Below are 16,548 nucleotides of genomic sequence, written 5' to 3'. Positions count from 1 at the left end.
GCGGGTCACAGGCCGATGACCGTGAGGTCGGCGCAGGAGGTCCAGGGGTTGCCGTTGACCTCCGACAGCGCGCGGAACCGCACGTATCGGGCGGCGGTGGCGGGGAACCGTACGGTCTTCAGGGTGGCGTCGGTGGCGAACGTACCGGTGGCGACGGGGCTGCCCCAGTTCGTGCCGTTGGCGGAGACGTAGAACTCGTAGCCGCCGACCCAGCCGTTCTTGGGTCCGTCCTGCCGTGGCAGGTAGGTGAACCCGGAGACCGTACGGCTGCTCTTCATGTCGAGCTGGATCTCGTGCGGGCAGGCGGGGTCCGGGTCGGTGGCTGACCACGCCGTGTGCCAGAACGTGGACATGTTGCCGTCCAGGACGTTGGTGGCCGGGGTGCTCTCGGCGGCGGTCTCCTGGCTGTCGGTGTAGGTCACGGTCCAGCCGTCGCGGGGCAGGACGTGCGGGCCTCCGCCGTTGATCTGGACGTTGAAGTGGCTCGTCCCGTTCATGGTGAGGCTGAGGGTGAGCGTGCTGGTGGCCGCGTCCCAGGTCTGCGTCTTCGTGTACGGGCGGGTCATGCCCGCCTGGTCGTCGAAGGTGACGCGTGGCTGGCCGCCGTTCCAGGTGCCGACGATGGTCAGGGTGACGTTGCGGACGTCACGGTAGGTCTGGTCCGGCAGGGTGCGGTTGCCGACCGTGGTGATCGAGCCGTCGGCGTTGACGACCGGGGTGCCGGCGGCGTCGAGGCGGGGCGCCATGTAGTTCTGGCCGAAGGCGATGGTGTCGGCCTCGTCGGCGACCTGGGAGATGGCGTCAGTCAGGTTGAGTCGGTAGTTGAAGACATGGACGCCCAGGTTGGAGGGGTTCTCCTGGATGATCACGCTGGTGTGTTCGTCGGAGCTGACGGTCACCTGCGCGCCGGGCACGTTGGTCAGCGGGATGACCGAGGCGGTCTTGCGCTGCTCCCACATGACGGGGTTGGTGTAGTACCACTGCTTGTTCGTGCCGTCGGAGCGCACGACCCAGCCGTTGCCGGTTCGGGCGTAGCCGGGGAACAGCCCGTCGTAGTAGCTGGTGGGCTGCTTCGAGGTGACGGTGGTGAAGCCAGTCAGGTCGGCGGCGGGCATCGTGGTGGGGACCAGCGAGACCATCCCGTACCGCCCGTCGACGGCCATGGCGTTGTTGACGGAACCGTTCCAGCCCGGCGTGGAGTACGCGGCGATGCCCTTGACCAGGGCCTGCTGCTGAGCGGCGACCTGGGCGCGGGTGGGGATCTGGATCCAGCCGTTGAGGACGCTCTGGAGCAGCGGATAGATGCCGAACTGGGCTCCGGCGTAACGGTTTCCGAGAGCGCCGTTGGTGAAGTACGAGCCTTCGGCGAGGAAGCAGGTCGCACCCTGGGACAGGTCACGGACGATCGACTGGACCTGGAGGCCCTGCGGGTACTGGAGGATGAACTTCCAGTCCTGCCAGCCCTCGCCGCCGGGGAAGACGCCCTTGTTGTCGAGGCCCCACTTCCACCAGTCGGTCGACGAGCCCCAGTTGCCGATGTAGCCGGTGAGCCACAGGCCCTTGAGGAGCGCGTCGGTGGAGTCGGTGGCCCAGGACTCCTTGTTCATGAACACCAGGTTCTTGGCGTTCGCCTTCATCGTCGGCAGGAACCGGGTGTTGTTCTGCATGTAGTCCAGCATCATGCCGTGACTGCCGAAGATGTTGGTGTCGGTCCAGAAGAAGAACATGCCCTGTTCGCCGGCCAGGTTGAACAGGTCGATCAGGTAGTTACTCTGGTCGATGCCGTTGTACAGCTCGGCCGCGTTGAGGCCGACGAAGGTCTTGGGGTGGTTCTGCGCCCAGGCACGCCACTTGCTGACAGGAATGCCCTGGTTGCCGGTGGCGCCCTGGGCGACCTGCACGGTGACCGGGATGCCGGCCGCCTCGGCGGTGTCGAGCCGGGCCTGGATCCAGTCGGTCGCGGCCGGGACGTCGTGGATCTCGCTGCCGGGAATGAGGTTGATGTAGCAGTACGGCTTGAGGCTGTCCGGGATCGTGGCCCACAGCTGGACGAGCGTGCCCTGGTACGGCTCGTCGCTCTGCCCGAGGTTGACCAGGTGCGCGGGGTGCGTCTCATCGATGGTCGCGCGCAGGGTCGCGGCAGCCTGGGCCTCGGGGGTCGCCGCTGCGGCGGTCCCTCCGAGGCCGAAGGCGCCGAGAAGGCCGGAAGCGGCCGTGCCCGCGCCGACGGCCGCGATCGCCGCGAGGAGCTGTCGGCGTCCCGGACCGCCGGACCCGCCGGCCGTACCTGCGTCGGACCTCGCTGAGGGGTGCTCGCGATCTGCCACCGCTGCCTCCTGCGTCTGGTGGGCCCGCCCTGGGGCCACGTCCTGGTGAAGTAGCGGAAACGTAGGCGACACATGTTCATGACTGAAAGAGTTCGGAAACTCATCCGGGCAAGCCTTTGTATCCACAGGATGAATCAGGGCGAAAGCAATAAAACACCCGCCTTACGCCTAGGTTCCGAAAGGTTGCCACTCTCACTTTCGGAACTGTTGCAGGCCCGGTAACGCGTCGTTTACGTTCCTGCCACCCGGTTACGAAAGCCGGATTCGAAACCTCCTTGCCATACCTTCGGGCGGGGCCCTCCCCGGGACCCGAACGGAAGGGCTTCCGAAGAGAGCACGCCATGTTCACGTTCGCCTCAGGTGACAGAGCCTCCGGGCGGACGACCACCGTGGCTTGTGCCGCCGCGCTGCACTCGCTGGGCGAGGCGACGATCAGCGAGCTCGCAAACGTCACCGGACTGTCCCGGCCGACGGTCCGGGACCGACTGGCCGAACTCCCCCACCTCGTGGAGGTCATCTCGGGGGCCGAGCACGGGGAGTCCCCGACGCCCGTGGGCGGCCGGCCCGCCTCCCGGTTCCGGTTCCGGGGCCGGCACGGCTTCGTGATCGGCGCCGAGATCGGCAAGCACGACGAGCGGATCCTCGTCAGCGACGTCGCCGGCCGTCTCCTCCACGTGGGCCGTCATCATGACCCCGAGCCCCGATCCGGGCAGGACCGGGTCAGGGCGTTCAGGGGACGACTGGACCGCCTGGTGGCCTCCCTGAAGGCCACCCACGGCGACTGGCTCGGTCTCGGCATCGCGCTCACCGGCGGTGTCGGGCCAGACGGGCGGATCAGCTACGCCCCGCACTATCCCGATCTCCAAGGACTGTCCCCCGCGGAGGCCGGGCTGGTCTTCGGGGACGTACCGCTCATCGTCGAACACGACCTGAACGCCGCCGCGATCGCCGAGCACGCCTACGGCGCCGCCCGCGGCGCCGACACCTTCGCCCTGGCCCTGGCCTGGCACGAGGTGGCGGCCGGTCTGGTCGTGGAGGGGCGGGTCCAGCGGGGCAGCCGGAACCTGGCCGGGGAGATCAACCTGATCGACGACGGCCCGGCCGCGCCCGCGCACTGGGCCGACGTCGAATCGTTCCTGCCGGTCGTGGACGCCGCCGACCGCGGTGACCCGGCCGCGCAGGAAGAGCTGGACGCGTTCGCCGCTCGCGCCGCGCGTCACCTCGCCTACCTGACCCTGGCGGTCGACCCCGAGGTGGTCGTCCTCGGCGGGCCGCTCGCCCACCGGCAAGCTCTCACCGACCGGATCGCGGCGCGTTTACACACCATGATGCGCAAGGCGTACCCGGTGAAGCTCGCGATCACCGAGAACCAGACGTTCGGCCCGGCGCTCGGCTCCCTGCAGCTCGCGCTCACGCACGCCTTCCACACCCTGCTCGGCGACCCCGCCTTCCCCGCGCGGATCGACATGAGGCCTTTGAAGTCCGGAGCGTACGAGGGCGGCCGGGACGGCGTCCGTACAGCCGCCGCCGTCTCGTAGCCGCGCACCCACCGGAACAATCCCGCATTTCCCCTTCCCCCTGAGCAGTACCGAGAGGACCTTGTCATGCGCAGAATCCGGAGAATCGCCCTCATCGGAGCCGCGGCGCTCACCGTGTCGGCCGTCGTCAGCGGCTGCGCCGGGGACGACGGCACCAACACCAGCGGCCATGTGACGGTCACCTACATGCTGCCGAGTTCCTGGGTCGGAGTCCCCGGGTTCAAGGAGAACGTGCGGGCCTGGGAGCGGAAGACCGGCCACCAGGTCACGCTCGCCCCGGTGCCGGACGCCAACTACGACGCGCTCGTGCAGGCCCGGATCGCCTCCAAGAACGGCGTCGACATCTTCGCCGGCCAGGACACCGCCAAGGACAAGGCCGCGATCATGCAGCCGGCCACCGGCCCGTGGGTGCAGCGGCTCAACCCGGACGTTCGCAAGGCGATCACTTCCCCCGACGGAAAGATCTGGGGCACGCCCAGTGCCGACGGTCTCAACGCCACCGGCGTCCTCTACAACAAGGACGTCTTCGCCAAGGCCGGCATCACCGCCCCGCCCACCACCCTCGCCGAATTCCGGGCCGACCTGGAGAAGGTGAAGAAGTCCGGCGTCACGCCGCTCCACCTGGCCGGCAAGGACGGCTGGACGCTGCTCCAGCACCGCAGCTCGGTCAACGCGAGCTTCATCGGCGCGGACAAGGACCTGGTCGCCAAGCTCGACGGCAACAAGGCGAAGTGGGCCGACACGCCGGGCTTCGACCAGGAGTACCAGGCGCTGTCCGACTGGGTGAACGGCGGGCTGACCAACGACGACGCCCTGACGTCGACATACGAGGCCTCCACCGCCGCCCTCGCGAAGGGCAGGGCCGGCGCGATCATCAACGGCAGCTGGGCGCTCGGGGAGATCGCCAAGTCGAACGCGGACGCGCACATCGGGTTCTTCCTGCTCCCGGCGGCGGACGGCCACAACACCCTCGGCCTGCAGAAGCCCAACATGCTCAAGGTCGCAAAGTTCTCCAAGGTCGCCCCGCAGGCCCAGGACTTCCTGAACTTCATGATCGCGCAGCCGCAGGCGCAGTCCTTCCTGGACGCCAACCCCGGGGTGTCAGCGTTCACCGACGTCAAGGCCGCCAAGCCCTCCGGCGGCGTCGCCGATCTGCAGAAGCTCGTCGACCAGGGCGGGTCCGTGCTGCCCTTCGACCAGCAGTCGGTGATCCCGCAGCCGCAGGACGACATCATCGCCGCCTACCAGGAGCTGATCGGCAAGCGCGCTGATGTCGCCGAGTTCGGCGACCGCGTCCAGAAGGCGTGGCAGAGCGCGGGCGCCAAGTCCGGCGCCGCCGGGTTCTGACCCGGCCCGAGATCGGAGACACCCAGTATGAGCCTCGCCGCCACCAGACGCCGAGAAGCGTCGCCCGGATCGGGACGGAAGCAGGGACGCGGAGTACATAGGGGAGAGGGAGCACGCAGGAGCTCGGGGCGCGCCGACGGTTCCGGTGTGGTCCGCACCTACCGGTACGCGTTCCTCGTCCCCGCGGTCGCCGTCTTCACCGTCTTCTTCCTTCTGCCTGCCTTCTTCGGCATGTACCTCTCGCTCACCGACGCTTCCACCTTCGTCCCGGACACACGCTTCATCGGTCTGGACAACTACCGTCTGATGGCCGGCGACAGCTCAGTGCTGTGGAACGCCACCTGGAATCAGTTCGCCTACGCCGCCTGCGTGACCGTCGGCAAGACGGTCCTGGGAGTGGCGATCGCCTTCCTCCTCGACCGCACCTTCCGCGGGGCCAAGTTCCTGCGGGTCGTCGTCTACCTGCCGATCATGTTCTCCACGATCGTGGTCGGCCTGCTCTTCGGCTACATCCTCAAGGCCGACGGCCCGCTCAACGTCCTCTTGAAGCCCTTCGGGCTCGCGCAGGACTGGTTCGGCAGCTTCGACCTGGCGCTCTACAGCGTCACCGCCGTCGACACCTGGATGGGCGTCGGCTGGACGGTCGTCCTCGTCCTCGCCGCCCTTCAGGCGGTGCCGACGGAACTGATCGAGAGCGCGCACCTCGACGGCGCCGGCCCCTGGCAGGTGGCCCGGCACATCAAGATCCCGTACATCCGGCACGCCATCAATCTGGCCGGACTGCTCACCTTCATCACCGGAATGAAGGCGTTCGACATGATCTACGCGACCACGGGCGGCGGCCCCGGCACGGCGACCGAGGTGCTCACCTCGTACGTCTACAAACAGCTCAACACCGGTGCGCTCGGTTACGCCGCCGCCGTCAACGTCTTCCAGTTCCTCATGATCACCGCCGTCGCCCTGGTGATCAACCGTTTCGTCCGCAGGATGGAGGCGACGGCATGACCCGCCGACCGGCCCGGCCCCACGCCCGAAGGCTCCTCGCCTCCTCGGCCACGTACACCCTGGCGGCCCTGGTCGCCCTGGTCTTCCTCGCTCCGCTGTACCTGGTGCTGATCACCAGTGTGAAGGGGACCGCGGAGTCGGGGACGATGAGCTTCGCGCTCCCCGACAGCTGGCACTTCGACAACTACCTCACGGTGATCACCACCGGCGACTCGCTCCAGGCCTTCGGCAACAGCGTCCTGATCGCGGTCGGTGTCACGGGCGGCACGGTCCTGGTGTGCTCGATGGCGGCGTTCGTGATCGCGCGCCGTCCGGGCCGGGTCACCGGCGGCGTCTACAGCTATCTGCTGACCGGGCTCGTCGCACCGTTCGCGTTCATCCCGGCGATCCGGCTCCTCCAGCAGATCGGTCTGGGCGGCTCGTACCTCGGCCTCATCCTGACGGACATCGCCGTGCAGATCCCCTTCATCACGCTGACCTACGTCGGGTTCATCCGGCAGCTGCCCCGCGAGATCGACGAGGCCGCGCTGCTGGACGGCGCGGGATCCCTGCGGCTGTTCTTCACCGTCATCTTCCCGCTGCTGCGACCGGTCAGCTTCACCGCGCTGGTCCTGGTCTTCACCTATGCCTGGAACGAGTTTCAGAACGTGCTCTTCTTGATCCCCGACGCCGATCGATGGACCCTTCCCATGACGGTGTTCACCTTCCAGACCACCCACAGCTTCGACTACGGGCTGGTGTGCGCCAACCTCGTCCTGACCATGCTTCCGGTGGTCGCCGTGTACCTCGCGGCCCAGAAGTACATCGTCAGCGGGATGGTCACGGGAGCGGTGAAGGCATGAGCGAGGACCGCTTCGCACGCTCGGCATGGTTCCGGCACGACCGCTTCGGGATGTTCATCCACTGGGGACCGTACGCCGTCCCCGCCCGCGGTGAATGGCTCCGCTCCCACGAACGCGTCCCGCTCGCCGACTACCAGTACGCCGTCGACGGCTTCGGCGCCGAGGACTTCGACCCGCACACCTGGGCCGAACTCGCCGCCGCGGCCGGCCAGAAGTACGCGGTGCTCACGGCCAAGCACCACGACGGTTTCTGCCTGTTCGACACCGCGCTCACCGACTACGGCAGCATGCACAACGGCATCGGCCGGGACCTGGTCGCCGAGTTCCTGGAGGCTTTCCGCGCCCGCGGCATCAAGGTCGGCCTCTACTTCTCGCTGCTCGACTGGCGCCACCCCGACTACCCGCACCACGGCGACTGGGCGCACCCCGAGCGCGACAACCCCGCCTTCGCCTCCCACGAGCCCGACCTGGAGTCCTACCGGGCGTTCCTGCACGGCCAGGTGAGGGAGCTGTGCACCAACTACGGCAAGCTCGACATCCTGTGGTTCGACTTCTCCTACGAGGGGATGGGCCCGGAGCAGTGGGGGGCCGCCGACCTCGTGGCGATGGTCCGCGAGCTCCAGCCGGACGTCATCATGGACAACCGTCTGGAGACCAGCGGTGAGGGCATGGGCTCCATCGTGACCGACGAGCCCACCTCGTACTGCGGGGACTTCGTCTCCCCGGAGCAGGTGATCCCGGTGGAGGGCTTCCACACCCCGGACGGCACCCCGGTGCCATGGGAAGCGTGCGTCACCCTCAACAACAACTGGGGGTACGCCGCCGCCGACGACCTGTGGAAGTCGCCGGAGCAGGTCATCACGAAGCTCGTGGAGTGCGTCGCGAAGGGCGGGAACCTGCTGCTCAACGTCGGCCCCGACGCGCGCGGCACCATCCAGCCCGAGGCCGCCGAACGACTGCGTCGGATCGGCCACTGGCTGGAGGCCAACGGCGAGTCCGTCTACGGGGCGGGGCCTGCCGGCTTCGGTTCGCCCGAGTGGGGCTACTACACGCGCTCCGGTTCGACCGTGTACGCCCACGTCCTGCGGGCCCCGATCGGTCCGCTGCCGCTGACCGGTGTGCCGAAGGACGCGATCGAGCGCATCAGCCTGGTCGCCGACGGCCAGGAGCTGAAGCTCTGCGAGGAGTGGGTCGTGGCCTCGTATCCCGACATCCCCTTCGTGCAGTTCGGCGAGGTCGGCCACTTCACGTATCCGCTGCCCGATCCGGTCGACACCGTCGTGAGGATCGAGCTGAAGGACGACAGCACACCGGTGGGAGGTACCTCATGAGGCTGCTGCGACTCGGGGCGGCCGGTGCGGAGACGCCGGCCGTCGTCACGGCCGACGGTCGGACGTTCGCCCTCTCGGGACTTACTGACGACATCGACGGCGGGTTCCTGGCCTCGGGTGGCGTCGAGCGGGTCCGTGCGGCCCTCGATGCCGGCACGCTGCCGCTGGTGGAGACGGCGGGGCTGCGGGTCGGGGCTCCGGTCGCCCGGCCGGGGAAGGTCGTCTGCGTCGGGCTCAACTACCGGGACCACGCCGAGGAGACGGGTGCTCCGGTGCCCGAGCGTCCGGTGGTGTTCATGAAGGATCCGGGGACCGTGGTCGGCCCGTACGACGGGGTGCTGATCCCGCGGGGGTCGACCAAGACGGACTGGGAGGTGGAGCTCGCCGTCGTCATCGGCCACGAGGCCCGCTACCTCGCCGGTCCGGAGCAGGCGGCCGCATGCATCGCCGGATACGCGATCAGCAACGACGTCTCGGAGCGGGAGTTCCAGCTGGAGTACTCCGCGCAGTGGGACCTCGGGAAGTCCTGCGAGACCTTCAACCCGCTGGGGCCGTGGCTGGTGACTGCGGACGAGGCCGGCGACGTGCGGGCGCTGGGCATGCGCCTGGCAGTGAACGGTGTGCCCCGCCAGGACGGCAACACCAAGAACATGATCTTCGACGTCCCCTACCTGGTCTGGTACCTGAGCCAGTACATGGTGCTCCGCCCCGGCGACGTCATCAACACCGGCACCCCGGCAGGCGTGGCCCTCGGCCTGCCCGGCACCCCCTACCTGCGCGCGGGCGATGTGGTCGAGCTGTCCATCGACGGCCTCGGCACCCAGCGCCAAGCCTTCACCACCGCCTGAAAGGCACACCCCGTGACCGCACAGACAGCGCGGATCACCGCGCTCGACACCTACGACATACGCTTCCCCACGTCCCGCGAGCTCGACGGCTCCGACGCGATGAACCCCGACCCGGACTACTCGGCCGCCTATCTCGTCCTGCGTACGGACGAGGGTGACGACCTGGAGGGCCACGGCTTCGTCTTCACCATCGGCCGGGGCAACGACGTGCAGGTCGCCGCCATCGACGCCCTGCGCGAGCACGTGGTCGGTCGTGACGCCGGCGCCCTGTGTGCCGACCCGGGCGGCCTGTACCGCGACCTGATCGGTGACAGCCAGCTGCGCTGGCTGGGGCCGGAGAAGGGCGTGATGCACATGGCGATCGGGGCCGTGACGAACGCCGTGTGGGACCTGGCCGCCAAGCGCGAGGGCAAGCCGCTGTGGCAGCTGCTGGCCGACGCCGAGCCGGAGTGGCTGGTCGGACAGGTCGACTTCCGGTACCTGACCGACGCGCTCACCCCCGCCGAGGCGCTGCACCTGCTCCGGCAGGGCAAGGAAGGCGCCGCCGACCGCGCCGAGCGGCTCCGTGAGCGCGGCTACCCGGCGTACACCACCTCCCCCGGCTGGCTCGGCTACTCCGACGAGAAACTCACCCGCCTCGCGAAGCAGGCCGTCGCAGACGGCTTCACCCAGATCAAGCTGAAGGTCGGCGCCGACCTGGCGGACGACATCCGCCGCTGCCGCGCCGCGCGCGCCGCCGTCGGACCGGACATCCGGATCGCGATCGATGCCAACCAGCGCTGGGACGTGGCCGAGGCGATCGAGTGGACGCGGGCGCTGGCCGAGTTCGACCCGTACTGGATCGAGGAGCCCACCAGTCCGGACGACATCCTCGGCCACGCCGCGATCCGCGACGGCGTCGTGCCGGTCAAGGTCGCCACCGGCGAGCACGTGCAGAACCGGATCGTGTTCAAGCAGCTGCTCCAGGCCGGCGCCATCGACGTGCTGCAACTGGACGCGGCCCGCGTCGGCGGAGTGAACGAGAACCTCGCGATCCTGCTGCTGGCGGCCAAGTTCGGCATCCCGGTCTGCCCGCACGCGGGCGGGGTCGGCCTGTGCGAACTGGTCCAGCATCTGTCGATGTTCGACCACGTGGCGCTCTCCGGTACGACCGAGGACCGGGCGATCGAGTACGTGGACCACCTCCACCAGCACTTCCTCGACCCCGTCGTGATCGATGCCGGCCACTACCGAGCACCGGCCGCCCCCGGCTTCTCCGCGCAGATGGACCGGGCGGCGATCGACACGTACGGCTATCCGCACGGCACCTTCTGGACCGGTGATCTGGCGGCACGGCAGGAGGCCACGGCATGAGCGACCTGAACGGGCTGAACGCCCTGGTCACCGGCGGCGCCTCCGGCATCGGACTGGCCACCGCACGACTCCTCGCCGGGCGTGGCGCACGGGTCGCCGTCCTGGACCTCGACCCCGCCGGCGTGCCCGCGCCGCTGCTCGCCTTCACGGCCGATGTCTCGGACGACGCCTCGGTGCGTACGGCCGTGCGGGAGGCCGCCGATGTCCTCGGCGGTGTCGACATCCTGGTCAACAACGCGGGCATCGGAGCGCTCGGTACGGTCGAGGACAACGACGACGAGCAGTGGCATCGCGTCCTGGACGTCAACGTGCTCGGTATCGTCCGCACCACCCGCGCCGCCCTCCCCCACCTGCGCCGCTCGGGCGCCGCCTCGGTGGTCAACACCTGCTCGATCGCCGCGACGGCGGGGCTGCCGCACCGTGCGCTGTACTCGGCGAGCAAGGGCGCGGTCCTGTCCCTGACCCTCGCCATGGCGGCCGATCACGTCCGGGAGGGCATCCGGGTCAACTGTGTGAACCCCGGCACCGTGGACACGCCGTGGGTGAGCCGGCTCCTCGGCCAGGCTGCCGACCCGGCTGCAGAACGGGCGGCGCTCGACGCCCGCCAGCCCACCGGCCGCCTCGTATCCGCCGACGAGGTCGCCGCCGCCATCGCCTACCTCGCCTCCCCTGCTGCGGCCAGTGTCACCGGCACCGCCCTGGCCGTGGACGGCGGCATGGCCGGCCTGCGACTGCGCCCGGCCACAGGCTGACCCCTCCCCCAAGCCCCCGGCCGGGCGCGGACACCTGACAACACCGCCCCCGGCCGGGCTCCACCAGCGAGAGGCAACACCGTGCGCTGCACACCACTCGGGCGCGACACCACCCAGGTCACCGAGCTTTCCCTCGGCGCCGCACCGCTCGGCAACCTGTTCCGCCCGGTCACCGACGAGGACGCCGCCGCGACCGTCGACGCCGCCTGGGCCGCCGGAATCCGCACCTTCGACACGGCCCCGCACTACGGGCTCGGCCTGTCCGAACGCAGGCTCGGCGCCGCGCTGCGCGGCCGGCCCAGGGACGAGTACGTCGTCTCCACCAAGGTCGGCCGACTGCTCCGTCCCCGTCCGGTGGCGACCGGCGACGACCTGGCCAACGGCTTCGCCGTCCCCGCCACCCACGAGCGGGTCTGGGACTTCACCGCCGACGGCGTCCGCAGGAGCCTGGAATCCAGCCTGGAGCGGCTGGGCCTGGATCGGATCGACATCGTCTACCTGCACGATCCGGACGATCACGCCGAGCAGGCCCTCGCCGAGGCCTACCCGGCACTGGAACGGCTGCGCGCCGAAGGCATGGTGGGCGCGATCGGCGTCGGCATGAACCAGGCAGAGCTGCTCACACACTTCGTCCGCGACTCCGACATCGACACCGTCCTGCTGGCCGGCCGCTACACCCTGCTCGACCAACGCGGGCTCACGGAACTGCTCCCCCTGGCCGCCGAGCGCGGGGTCGGCGTGGTCGTCGGCGGCGTCTTCAACTCCGGACTGCTCGCCGACCCCCGCCCGGGAGCCACCTTCGACTACACGACCGCGCGCGACGCGATGGTGGCCCGCGCCCTGGAGCTCCAGGCCGTGTGCGAGCGCCACGGGGTGCCGTTGCGTGCTGCCGCCCTGCGCTTCCCGTTCGGGCACCCGGCCGTCGCGAGCGTGCTGGTCGGCGCCCGCAACGCCGCCGAAGTCCAGGACGCCTCTGCCGTGCTCCACCGTCCCGTACCGGCAGCCCTGTGGAAGGAGCTGAAGGCACTCGGCCTTCTCGCCCCGGGCGTCCCGACCCCTGAAGGAGGGAACTGATGCGTGTCGCTCTCTTCGTGACCTGCTTCAACGACACCCTCTTCCCCGGCAGCGGGCGAGCGGTGGTGAGCGTCCTCGAACGGCTCGGCCACACGGTCGACTTCCCGATGGAGCAGACCTGCTGTGGGCAGATGCACTTCAACACCGGCTACCGGCCCGAAGCCCTCCCGCTCGTGTCCCGCTTCGCCCGGACCTTCGCCGACTACGACGCCATCGTGACGCCCTCTGCCTCGTGCGCCGGCGTGGTCAAGGAGAACCATCCCTTGATCGCCGAGGAGTTCGGCGACACGGCCCTCCACCGGCTGGCGACCGAACTCGTACCCCGGGTACACGAGTTCACGGAGTTCCTCACCGACGTCCTCGACGCAACCGATGTCGGCGCACGCTTCCCGTACCGGGTCGCCTACCACCCCACCTGCCACTCGCTGCGCGGCCTGCGACTGGGCGACCGGCCGCAGCGGCTGTTGCGCGCCGTGAAGGACCTCGAACTCGTCGACCTGCCCTCCGCGGACTCCTGCTGCGGCTTCGGCGGCACGTTCGCCGTCAAGAACGCCGACACGTCGAGTGCGATGCTCGCCGACAAGGCCGCCGCAGTCCGGGACAGCGGTGCCGAGGTGCTGTGCGCCGCCGACAACTCCTGCCTCATGCACATCGGCGGCAGCCTCTCCCGCCAGGGCGAACGGATCCGCAGCATGCACCTCGCCGAGATTCTCGCCTCCACCGAAGGAGACCCGTGGTGAACACCTCCACGAACCGGGGCGTGGTCTGGCTCGGCTCCCCCGCCTTCCCCGAAGCCGCCCGTGATGCGTTGAGCGACACGCAGCTGCGCGCCAACCTGAAGCGGGCCACCGGCACCATCCGCGACAAGCGTCTCGCGGTGGCGGCCGAGCTGGACGACTGGGAGGAGCTGCGCGAGTCCGCCGCCGCGATCAAGAAGCGGGTCTCACGCCACCTGGACCGCTACCTCCTGGAGCTGGAGGCCTCGGTCACGGCGGCGGGCGGCACCGTCCACTGGGCCGCCGACGCGGCCGAGGCCAACCGCATCGTCACCGAACTCGTCCGCGCCACCGGCGAGTCGGAGGTCGTCAAGGTCAAGTCCATGGCCACCCAGGAGATCGGCCTCAACGAACACCTCGCCGAGGCCGGCATCACCGCCTACGAGACCGACCTGGCCGAGCTCATCGTCCAGCTCGGCGACGACCGGCCCTCCCACATCCTGGTCCCCGCGATCCACAAGAACCGCACCGAGGTCCGTGACCTGTTCGCCGCGAAGATGGCCCACTGGGGCCGTCCGGCGCCGGACGGTCTCACCGACACTCCAGCCGATCTGGCCGAGGCCGCACGCCTGCATCTGCGCGAGAAGTTCCTCACCGCCAAGGTCGCCGTGTCCGGCGCCAACTTCGCCTGCGCCAACACCGGCACGGTGGTGGTCGTCGAGTCCGAGGGCAACGGCCGGATGTGTCTCACCCTGCCGGAGACCCTCATCACCGTCATGGGCATCGAGAAGGTCGTCCCGACCTGGCAGGACCTGGAGGTCTTCTTCCAACTGCTGCCGCGCTCCTCCACGGGCGAGCGGATGAACCCGTACACCTCGACCTGGACGGGCACCACCGACGGCGACGGCCCCCAGAACTTCCACCTGGTCCTGCTCGACAACGGCCGCACCGACACCCTCGCCGACACCGTCGGGCGTCAGGCCCTCGCCTGCATCCGCTGCTCCGCCTGCCTCAACGTCTGCCCCGTGTACGAGCGCACCGGCGGCCACGCCTACGGCTCCGTCTACCCCGGTCCCATCGGCGCCGTCCTCACCCCCCAGCTCGTCGGCATCGAGAACGCCGCTTCCCTCCCCTTCGCCTCCACCCTCTGCGGCGCCTGCTACGACGCCTGCCCCGTCAAGATCAACATCCCGGAGGTCCTCGCCCACCTCCGCGCCAAGGCGGTCGAGGGGAAGGGCAGGGCATCCGCCGAGGCGCTCGCCATGAAGGCGGCGGCCACCGTCCTCGACTCCCCCCGCCTCCTGGCCGCGGCCCAGCGCGCCGCCGCGCTCGGCGGCAAGGTCCTGGCCCGCGAGGGCCGGATCGGTCGCCTGCCGGGACCGCTCAGCGGCTGGTCCGACACACGGGACACCCCCGCACCGCCCGCGGAGTCCTTCCGCAGCTGGTGGCGCAAGAACCGGAAGGAGCGACCGTGAGCAGCCGCGACACCGTACTCGCCCGCATCCGCGCCGCCCTCGCCGACGTACCGACGGACGAGCGGCCCGAGGACGTACCCGTTCCCCGTGCCTACCGCCGCAGCCACGTCGAGCCGGGGCAGGACGCCGTCGCCCTGTTCGCGGAACGGGTCGCCGACTACCGGGCGAACGTCATCCGGACCGACGAGGCCGGCCTGCCCGAGGCCATCGCCACAGCACTGACCTCACGCGGCACCAGGCGACTCGCACTGCCCGACGGCTTCCCCACCGACCTGCGCCCCCCGGGCCCCTGGGAGTGGCACCCGGAACCACTGGACATCCAGGCGCTGGATACCCTCGACGGCACGATCACCCTCGCCGCCGGCGGCATCGCGGTCACCGGCACCATCGTCCTCGACACCGGCCCGGGCCAGGGCCGGCGCGCCCTCACCCTGGTCCCCGACCACCACCTGTGCGTCATCCGCGCCGAGCAGATCGCCGACGACCTCCCCGACGCCCTCGCGCGCCTCGACCCGCGCCACCCGCTCACCTTCATCTCCGGCCCGTCCGCCACCAGCGACATCGAACTCGACCGGGTGGAAGGCGTCCACGGCCCCCGCACCCTGGACGTCGTCATCGTCGACCCCGCCCCACCGGAGCAGCTATGAAGATCGCCCTACACACCCGCCTCCGCGCGGACCGGATCGAGGAGTACGAGACGGCCCACCGCGCCGTACCGGCCGAACTCACCGCCGCCATCCGGGCCGCGGGCGTCACGTCGTGGACCATCTGGCGCAGCGACCGTGACCTCTTCCACGTGCTCGACTGCGAGGACTACGCCCGCCTCCTGGCCGAGCTGGAACCCCTCCCCGTCAACATCGCCTGGCAGGCGGAGATGGCCGAACTCCTCGACACCGTCCACGACTACTCATCGGCAGGGGCCGAGGCCGGACTTCCGGTGGTGTGGCGGCTGTGACGACCCGGGAGATCATCGACGCCCATCACCACGTCTGGGACCTGACGGTGCGGCCGCAGCCCTGGATCACCGGCGAAGACCTCGCCCCGCTCGCCCGCAACTTCTCGATGGACGACCTCGCGACGGAGGCGCGGGCGGCGGGCGTGACCGGCACCGTCCTCGTACAGACCGTCTGCGTCCCCGAGGAGACGCCCGAGCTGCTGGCCCTCGCGGCTGGCAACGACCTGAACGCGGGAGTCGTCGGCTGGGTCGATCTCACCGTCCCGAGCATCGCCGACACGATCGCCGCTCTCCGCGAGGGGCCTGGCGGAGACCGGCTCGTCGGCATCCGCCACCAGGTCCAGGAGGAGCCCGATCCCCAGTGGCTGCTCCGTCCCGACGTACGGCGCGGACTGGCCGCCGTCGCGGAGGCGGGGCTCGTGTACGACCTCGTCGTCACGCCGCGCCAGCTGCCCGCCGCGACCGCGGCGGCTGCCTGGGTCCCCGGTCTGACGTTCGTCCTCGACCATCTCGGCAAGCCGCCGATCGACGGTGGCGAACCCGGCCCCTGGGCGGCGGACCTCCGTCGTCTGGCGGCCCTCCCCAACACGGTCGCCAAGCTTTCCGGCCTCGTCACCGAGGCCGCCCCCGGAGCCTGGCGGACCGAGGACCTGGCACCCTACGCCGACACGGCGCTGGACACGTTCGGCCCGGGCCGGCTGCTGTTCGGCTCCGACTGGCCGGTCTGCACCCTGGCCGCCGACTACACGACGGTCGTCGGGATCGCCGAGACGCTCCTGCACGCGCTCGACCGGGCGGACAAGGACGCAGTGTTCCGCGGCAACGCGATCCGTGTCTACGGACTCGAGTAGACCGGCCGGCCACCCGTGGGCGACGAGCGCCCCGCGCCCGGGTGAGCCCGGCACTCTCGGCCCCGGCTGAGCGAGCTTCACGTTCTGTCTGGTTCCGGCCATGCCGGATTCAGGCAGCATCGGCATCTTGCTCC

Annotated in this window: 15 protein-coding genes; 14 read left to right on the top strand and 1 reads right to left on the bottom strand. The window is 70.0% G+C overall.

The annotated features are described in order from the left end of the window. Positions 1-5 precede the first annotated feature (5 nt). A complete protein-coding gene (locus tag BLW86_RS36615) occupies positions 6-2,327 on the bottom strand; it encodes a discoidin domain-containing protein (RefSeq protein WP_107466178.1) in 2,322 nt (773 codons plus the stop codon). Positions 2,328-2,716: 389 nt separating this feature from the next. Between BLW86_RS36615 and BLW86_RS36610 the strand changes: the two genes are divergently transcribed. The 14 genes from BLW86_RS36610 to BLW86_RS36545 all read left to right on the top strand — a co-directional run bounded on the left by BLW86_RS36610 (position 2,717) and on the right by BLW86_RS36545 (position 16,414). Further along, complete coding sequence (locus tag BLW86_RS36610) at positions 2,717-3,865, top strand: ROK family protein (RefSeq protein ID WP_143060321.1); 1,149 nt, start codon at positions 2,717-2,719, stop codon at positions 3,863-3,865. Positions 3,866-3,931: 66 nt separating this feature from the next. Beyond that, a complete protein-coding gene (locus BLW86_RS36605) occupies positions 3,932-5,212 on the top strand; it encodes an ABC transporter substrate-binding protein (RefSeq protein ID WP_093878000.1) in 1,281 nt (426 codons plus the stop codon). Between the two features lie 147 nt (positions 5,213-5,359). Beyond that, the gene (locus BLW86_RS36600; protein WP_177181857.1) at positions 5,360-6,217 is read left to right on the top strand and encodes a carbohydrate ABC transporter permease; all 858 of its coding nucleotides are present in this window, start codon (positions 5,360-5,362) and stop codon (positions 6,215-6,217) included. Beyond that, positions 6,214-7,059 carry a carbohydrate ABC transporter permease gene (locus tag BLW86_RS36595; RefSeq protein WP_093877998.1) on the top strand — a complete coding sequence of 282 codons (846 nt, stop codon included), beginning with the start codon at positions 6,214-6,216 and terminating at the stop codon, positions 7,057-7,059. The genes BLW86_RS36600 and BLW86_RS36595 overlap by 4 nt, the downstream gene beginning before the upstream one ends. Continuing rightward, positions 7,056-8,390 carry an alpha-L-fucosidase gene (locus BLW86_RS36590; RefSeq protein WP_093877997.1) on the top strand — a complete coding sequence of 445 codons (1,335 nt, stop codon included), beginning with the start codon at positions 7,056-7,058 and terminating at the stop codon, positions 8,388-8,390. Before BLW86_RS36595 ends, BLW86_RS36590 begins: the two co-directional genes overlap by 4 nt. Beyond that, on the top strand, positions 8,387-9,238 hold the full coding sequence (locus BLW86_RS36585) for a fumarylacetoacetate hydrolase family protein (protein WP_093877996.1): 852 nt from the start codon (positions 8,387-8,389) through the stop codon (positions 9,236-9,238). The genes BLW86_RS36590 and BLW86_RS36585 overlap by 4 nt, the downstream gene beginning before the upstream one ends. Before the next feature lie 12 nt (positions 9,239-9,250). Further along, positions 9,251-10,591: an enolase C-terminal domain-like protein gene (locus BLW86_RS36580; protein ID WP_093877995.1), complete on the top strand. Its 1,341-nt coding sequence runs from the start codon at positions 9,251-9,253 to the stop codon at positions 10,589-10,591. Beyond that, positions 10,588-11,343 (top strand): SDR family NAD(P)-dependent oxidoreductase, encoded by a 756-nt coding sequence (locus tag BLW86_RS36575; RefSeq protein WP_093877994.1) that lies wholly within the window; start codon positions 10,588-10,590, stop codon positions 11,341-11,343. The genes BLW86_RS36580 and BLW86_RS36575 overlap by 4 nt, the downstream gene beginning before the upstream one ends. 81 nt (positions 11,344-11,424) lie before the next feature. Beyond that, entirely contained in the window at positions 11,425-12,417 is a 993-nt protein-coding gene (locus tag BLW86_RS36570) for an aldo/keto reductase (protein WP_093877993.1), read from the top strand. Then, positions 12,417-13,157 (top strand): (Fe-S)-binding protein, encoded by a 741-nt coding sequence (locus BLW86_RS36565; RefSeq protein ID WP_093877992.1) that lies wholly within the window; start codon positions 12,417-12,419, stop codon positions 13,155-13,157. Before BLW86_RS36570 ends, BLW86_RS36565 begins: the two co-directional genes overlap by 1 nt. After that, complete coding sequence (locus BLW86_RS36560) at positions 13,154-14,608, top strand: LutB/LldF family L-lactate oxidation iron-sulfur protein (protein ID WP_093877991.1); 1,455 nt, start codon at positions 13,154-13,156, stop codon at positions 14,606-14,608. The genes BLW86_RS36565 and BLW86_RS36560 overlap by 4 nt, the downstream gene beginning before the upstream one ends. After that, a complete protein-coding gene (locus BLW86_RS36555) occupies positions 14,605-15,255 on the top strand; it encodes a LutC/YkgG family protein (protein ID WP_093877990.1) in 651 nt (216 codons plus the stop codon). The genes BLW86_RS36560 and BLW86_RS36555 overlap by 4 nt, the downstream gene beginning before the upstream one ends. Beyond that, positions 15,252-15,563: an L-rhamnose mutarotase gene (locus BLW86_RS36550; protein WP_093877989.1), complete on the top strand. Its 312-nt coding sequence runs from the start codon at positions 15,252-15,254 to the stop codon at positions 15,561-15,563. The genes BLW86_RS36555 and BLW86_RS36550 overlap by 4 nt, the downstream gene beginning before the upstream one ends. Next, on the top strand, positions 15,560-16,414 hold the full coding sequence (locus BLW86_RS36545; RefSeq protein ID WP_093877988.1) for an amidohydrolase family protein: 855 nt from the start codon (positions 15,560-15,562) through the stop codon (positions 16,412-16,414). The genes BLW86_RS36550 and BLW86_RS36545 overlap by 4 nt, the downstream gene beginning before the upstream one ends. Positions 16,415-16,548 lie beyond the last annotated feature (134 nt).

It is taken from the genome of Streptomyces sp. TLI_105 (genome assembly GCF_900105415.1).
Lineage (GTDB): Bacteria > Actinomycetota > Actinomycetes > Streptomycetales > Streptomycetaceae > Streptomyces.
Note: the sequence above shows the minus strand (reverse complement) of the source record. Positions and strands in the feature narration are given on the sequence as shown.

What these genes read in the sequence shown, in the direction of transcription:
- BLW86_RS36605 (WP_093878000.1), top strand. Translation starts at nt 3,932, where the DNA reads ATGCGCAGAATCCGGAGAATCGCCCTCATCGGAGCCGCGGCGCTCACC.
- BLW86_RS36595 (WP_093877998.1), top strand. Translation starts at nt 6,214, where the DNA reads ATGACCCGCCGACCGGCCCGGCCCCACGCCCGAAGGCTCCTCGCCTCC.
- BLW86_RS36590 (WP_093877997.1), top strand. Translation starts at nt 7,056, where the DNA reads ATGAGCGAGGACCGCTTCGCACGCTCGGCATGGTTCCGGCACGACCGC.
- BLW86_RS36585 (WP_093877996.1), top strand. Translation starts at nt 8,387, where the DNA reads ATGAGGCTGCTGCGACTCGGGGCGGCCGGTGCGGAGACGCCGGCCGTC.
- BLW86_RS36575 (WP_093877994.1), top strand. Translation starts at nt 10,588, where the DNA reads ATGAGCGACCTGAACGGGCTGAACGCCCTGGTCACCGGCGGCGCCTCC.
- BLW86_RS36565 (WP_093877992.1), top strand. Translation starts at nt 12,417, where the DNA reads ATGCGTGTCGCTCTCTTCGTGACCTGCTTCAACGACACCCTCTTCCCC.
- BLW86_RS36550 (WP_093877989.1), top strand. Translation starts at nt 15,252, where the DNA reads ATGAAGATCGCCCTACACACCCGCCTCCGCGCGGACCGGATCGAGGAG.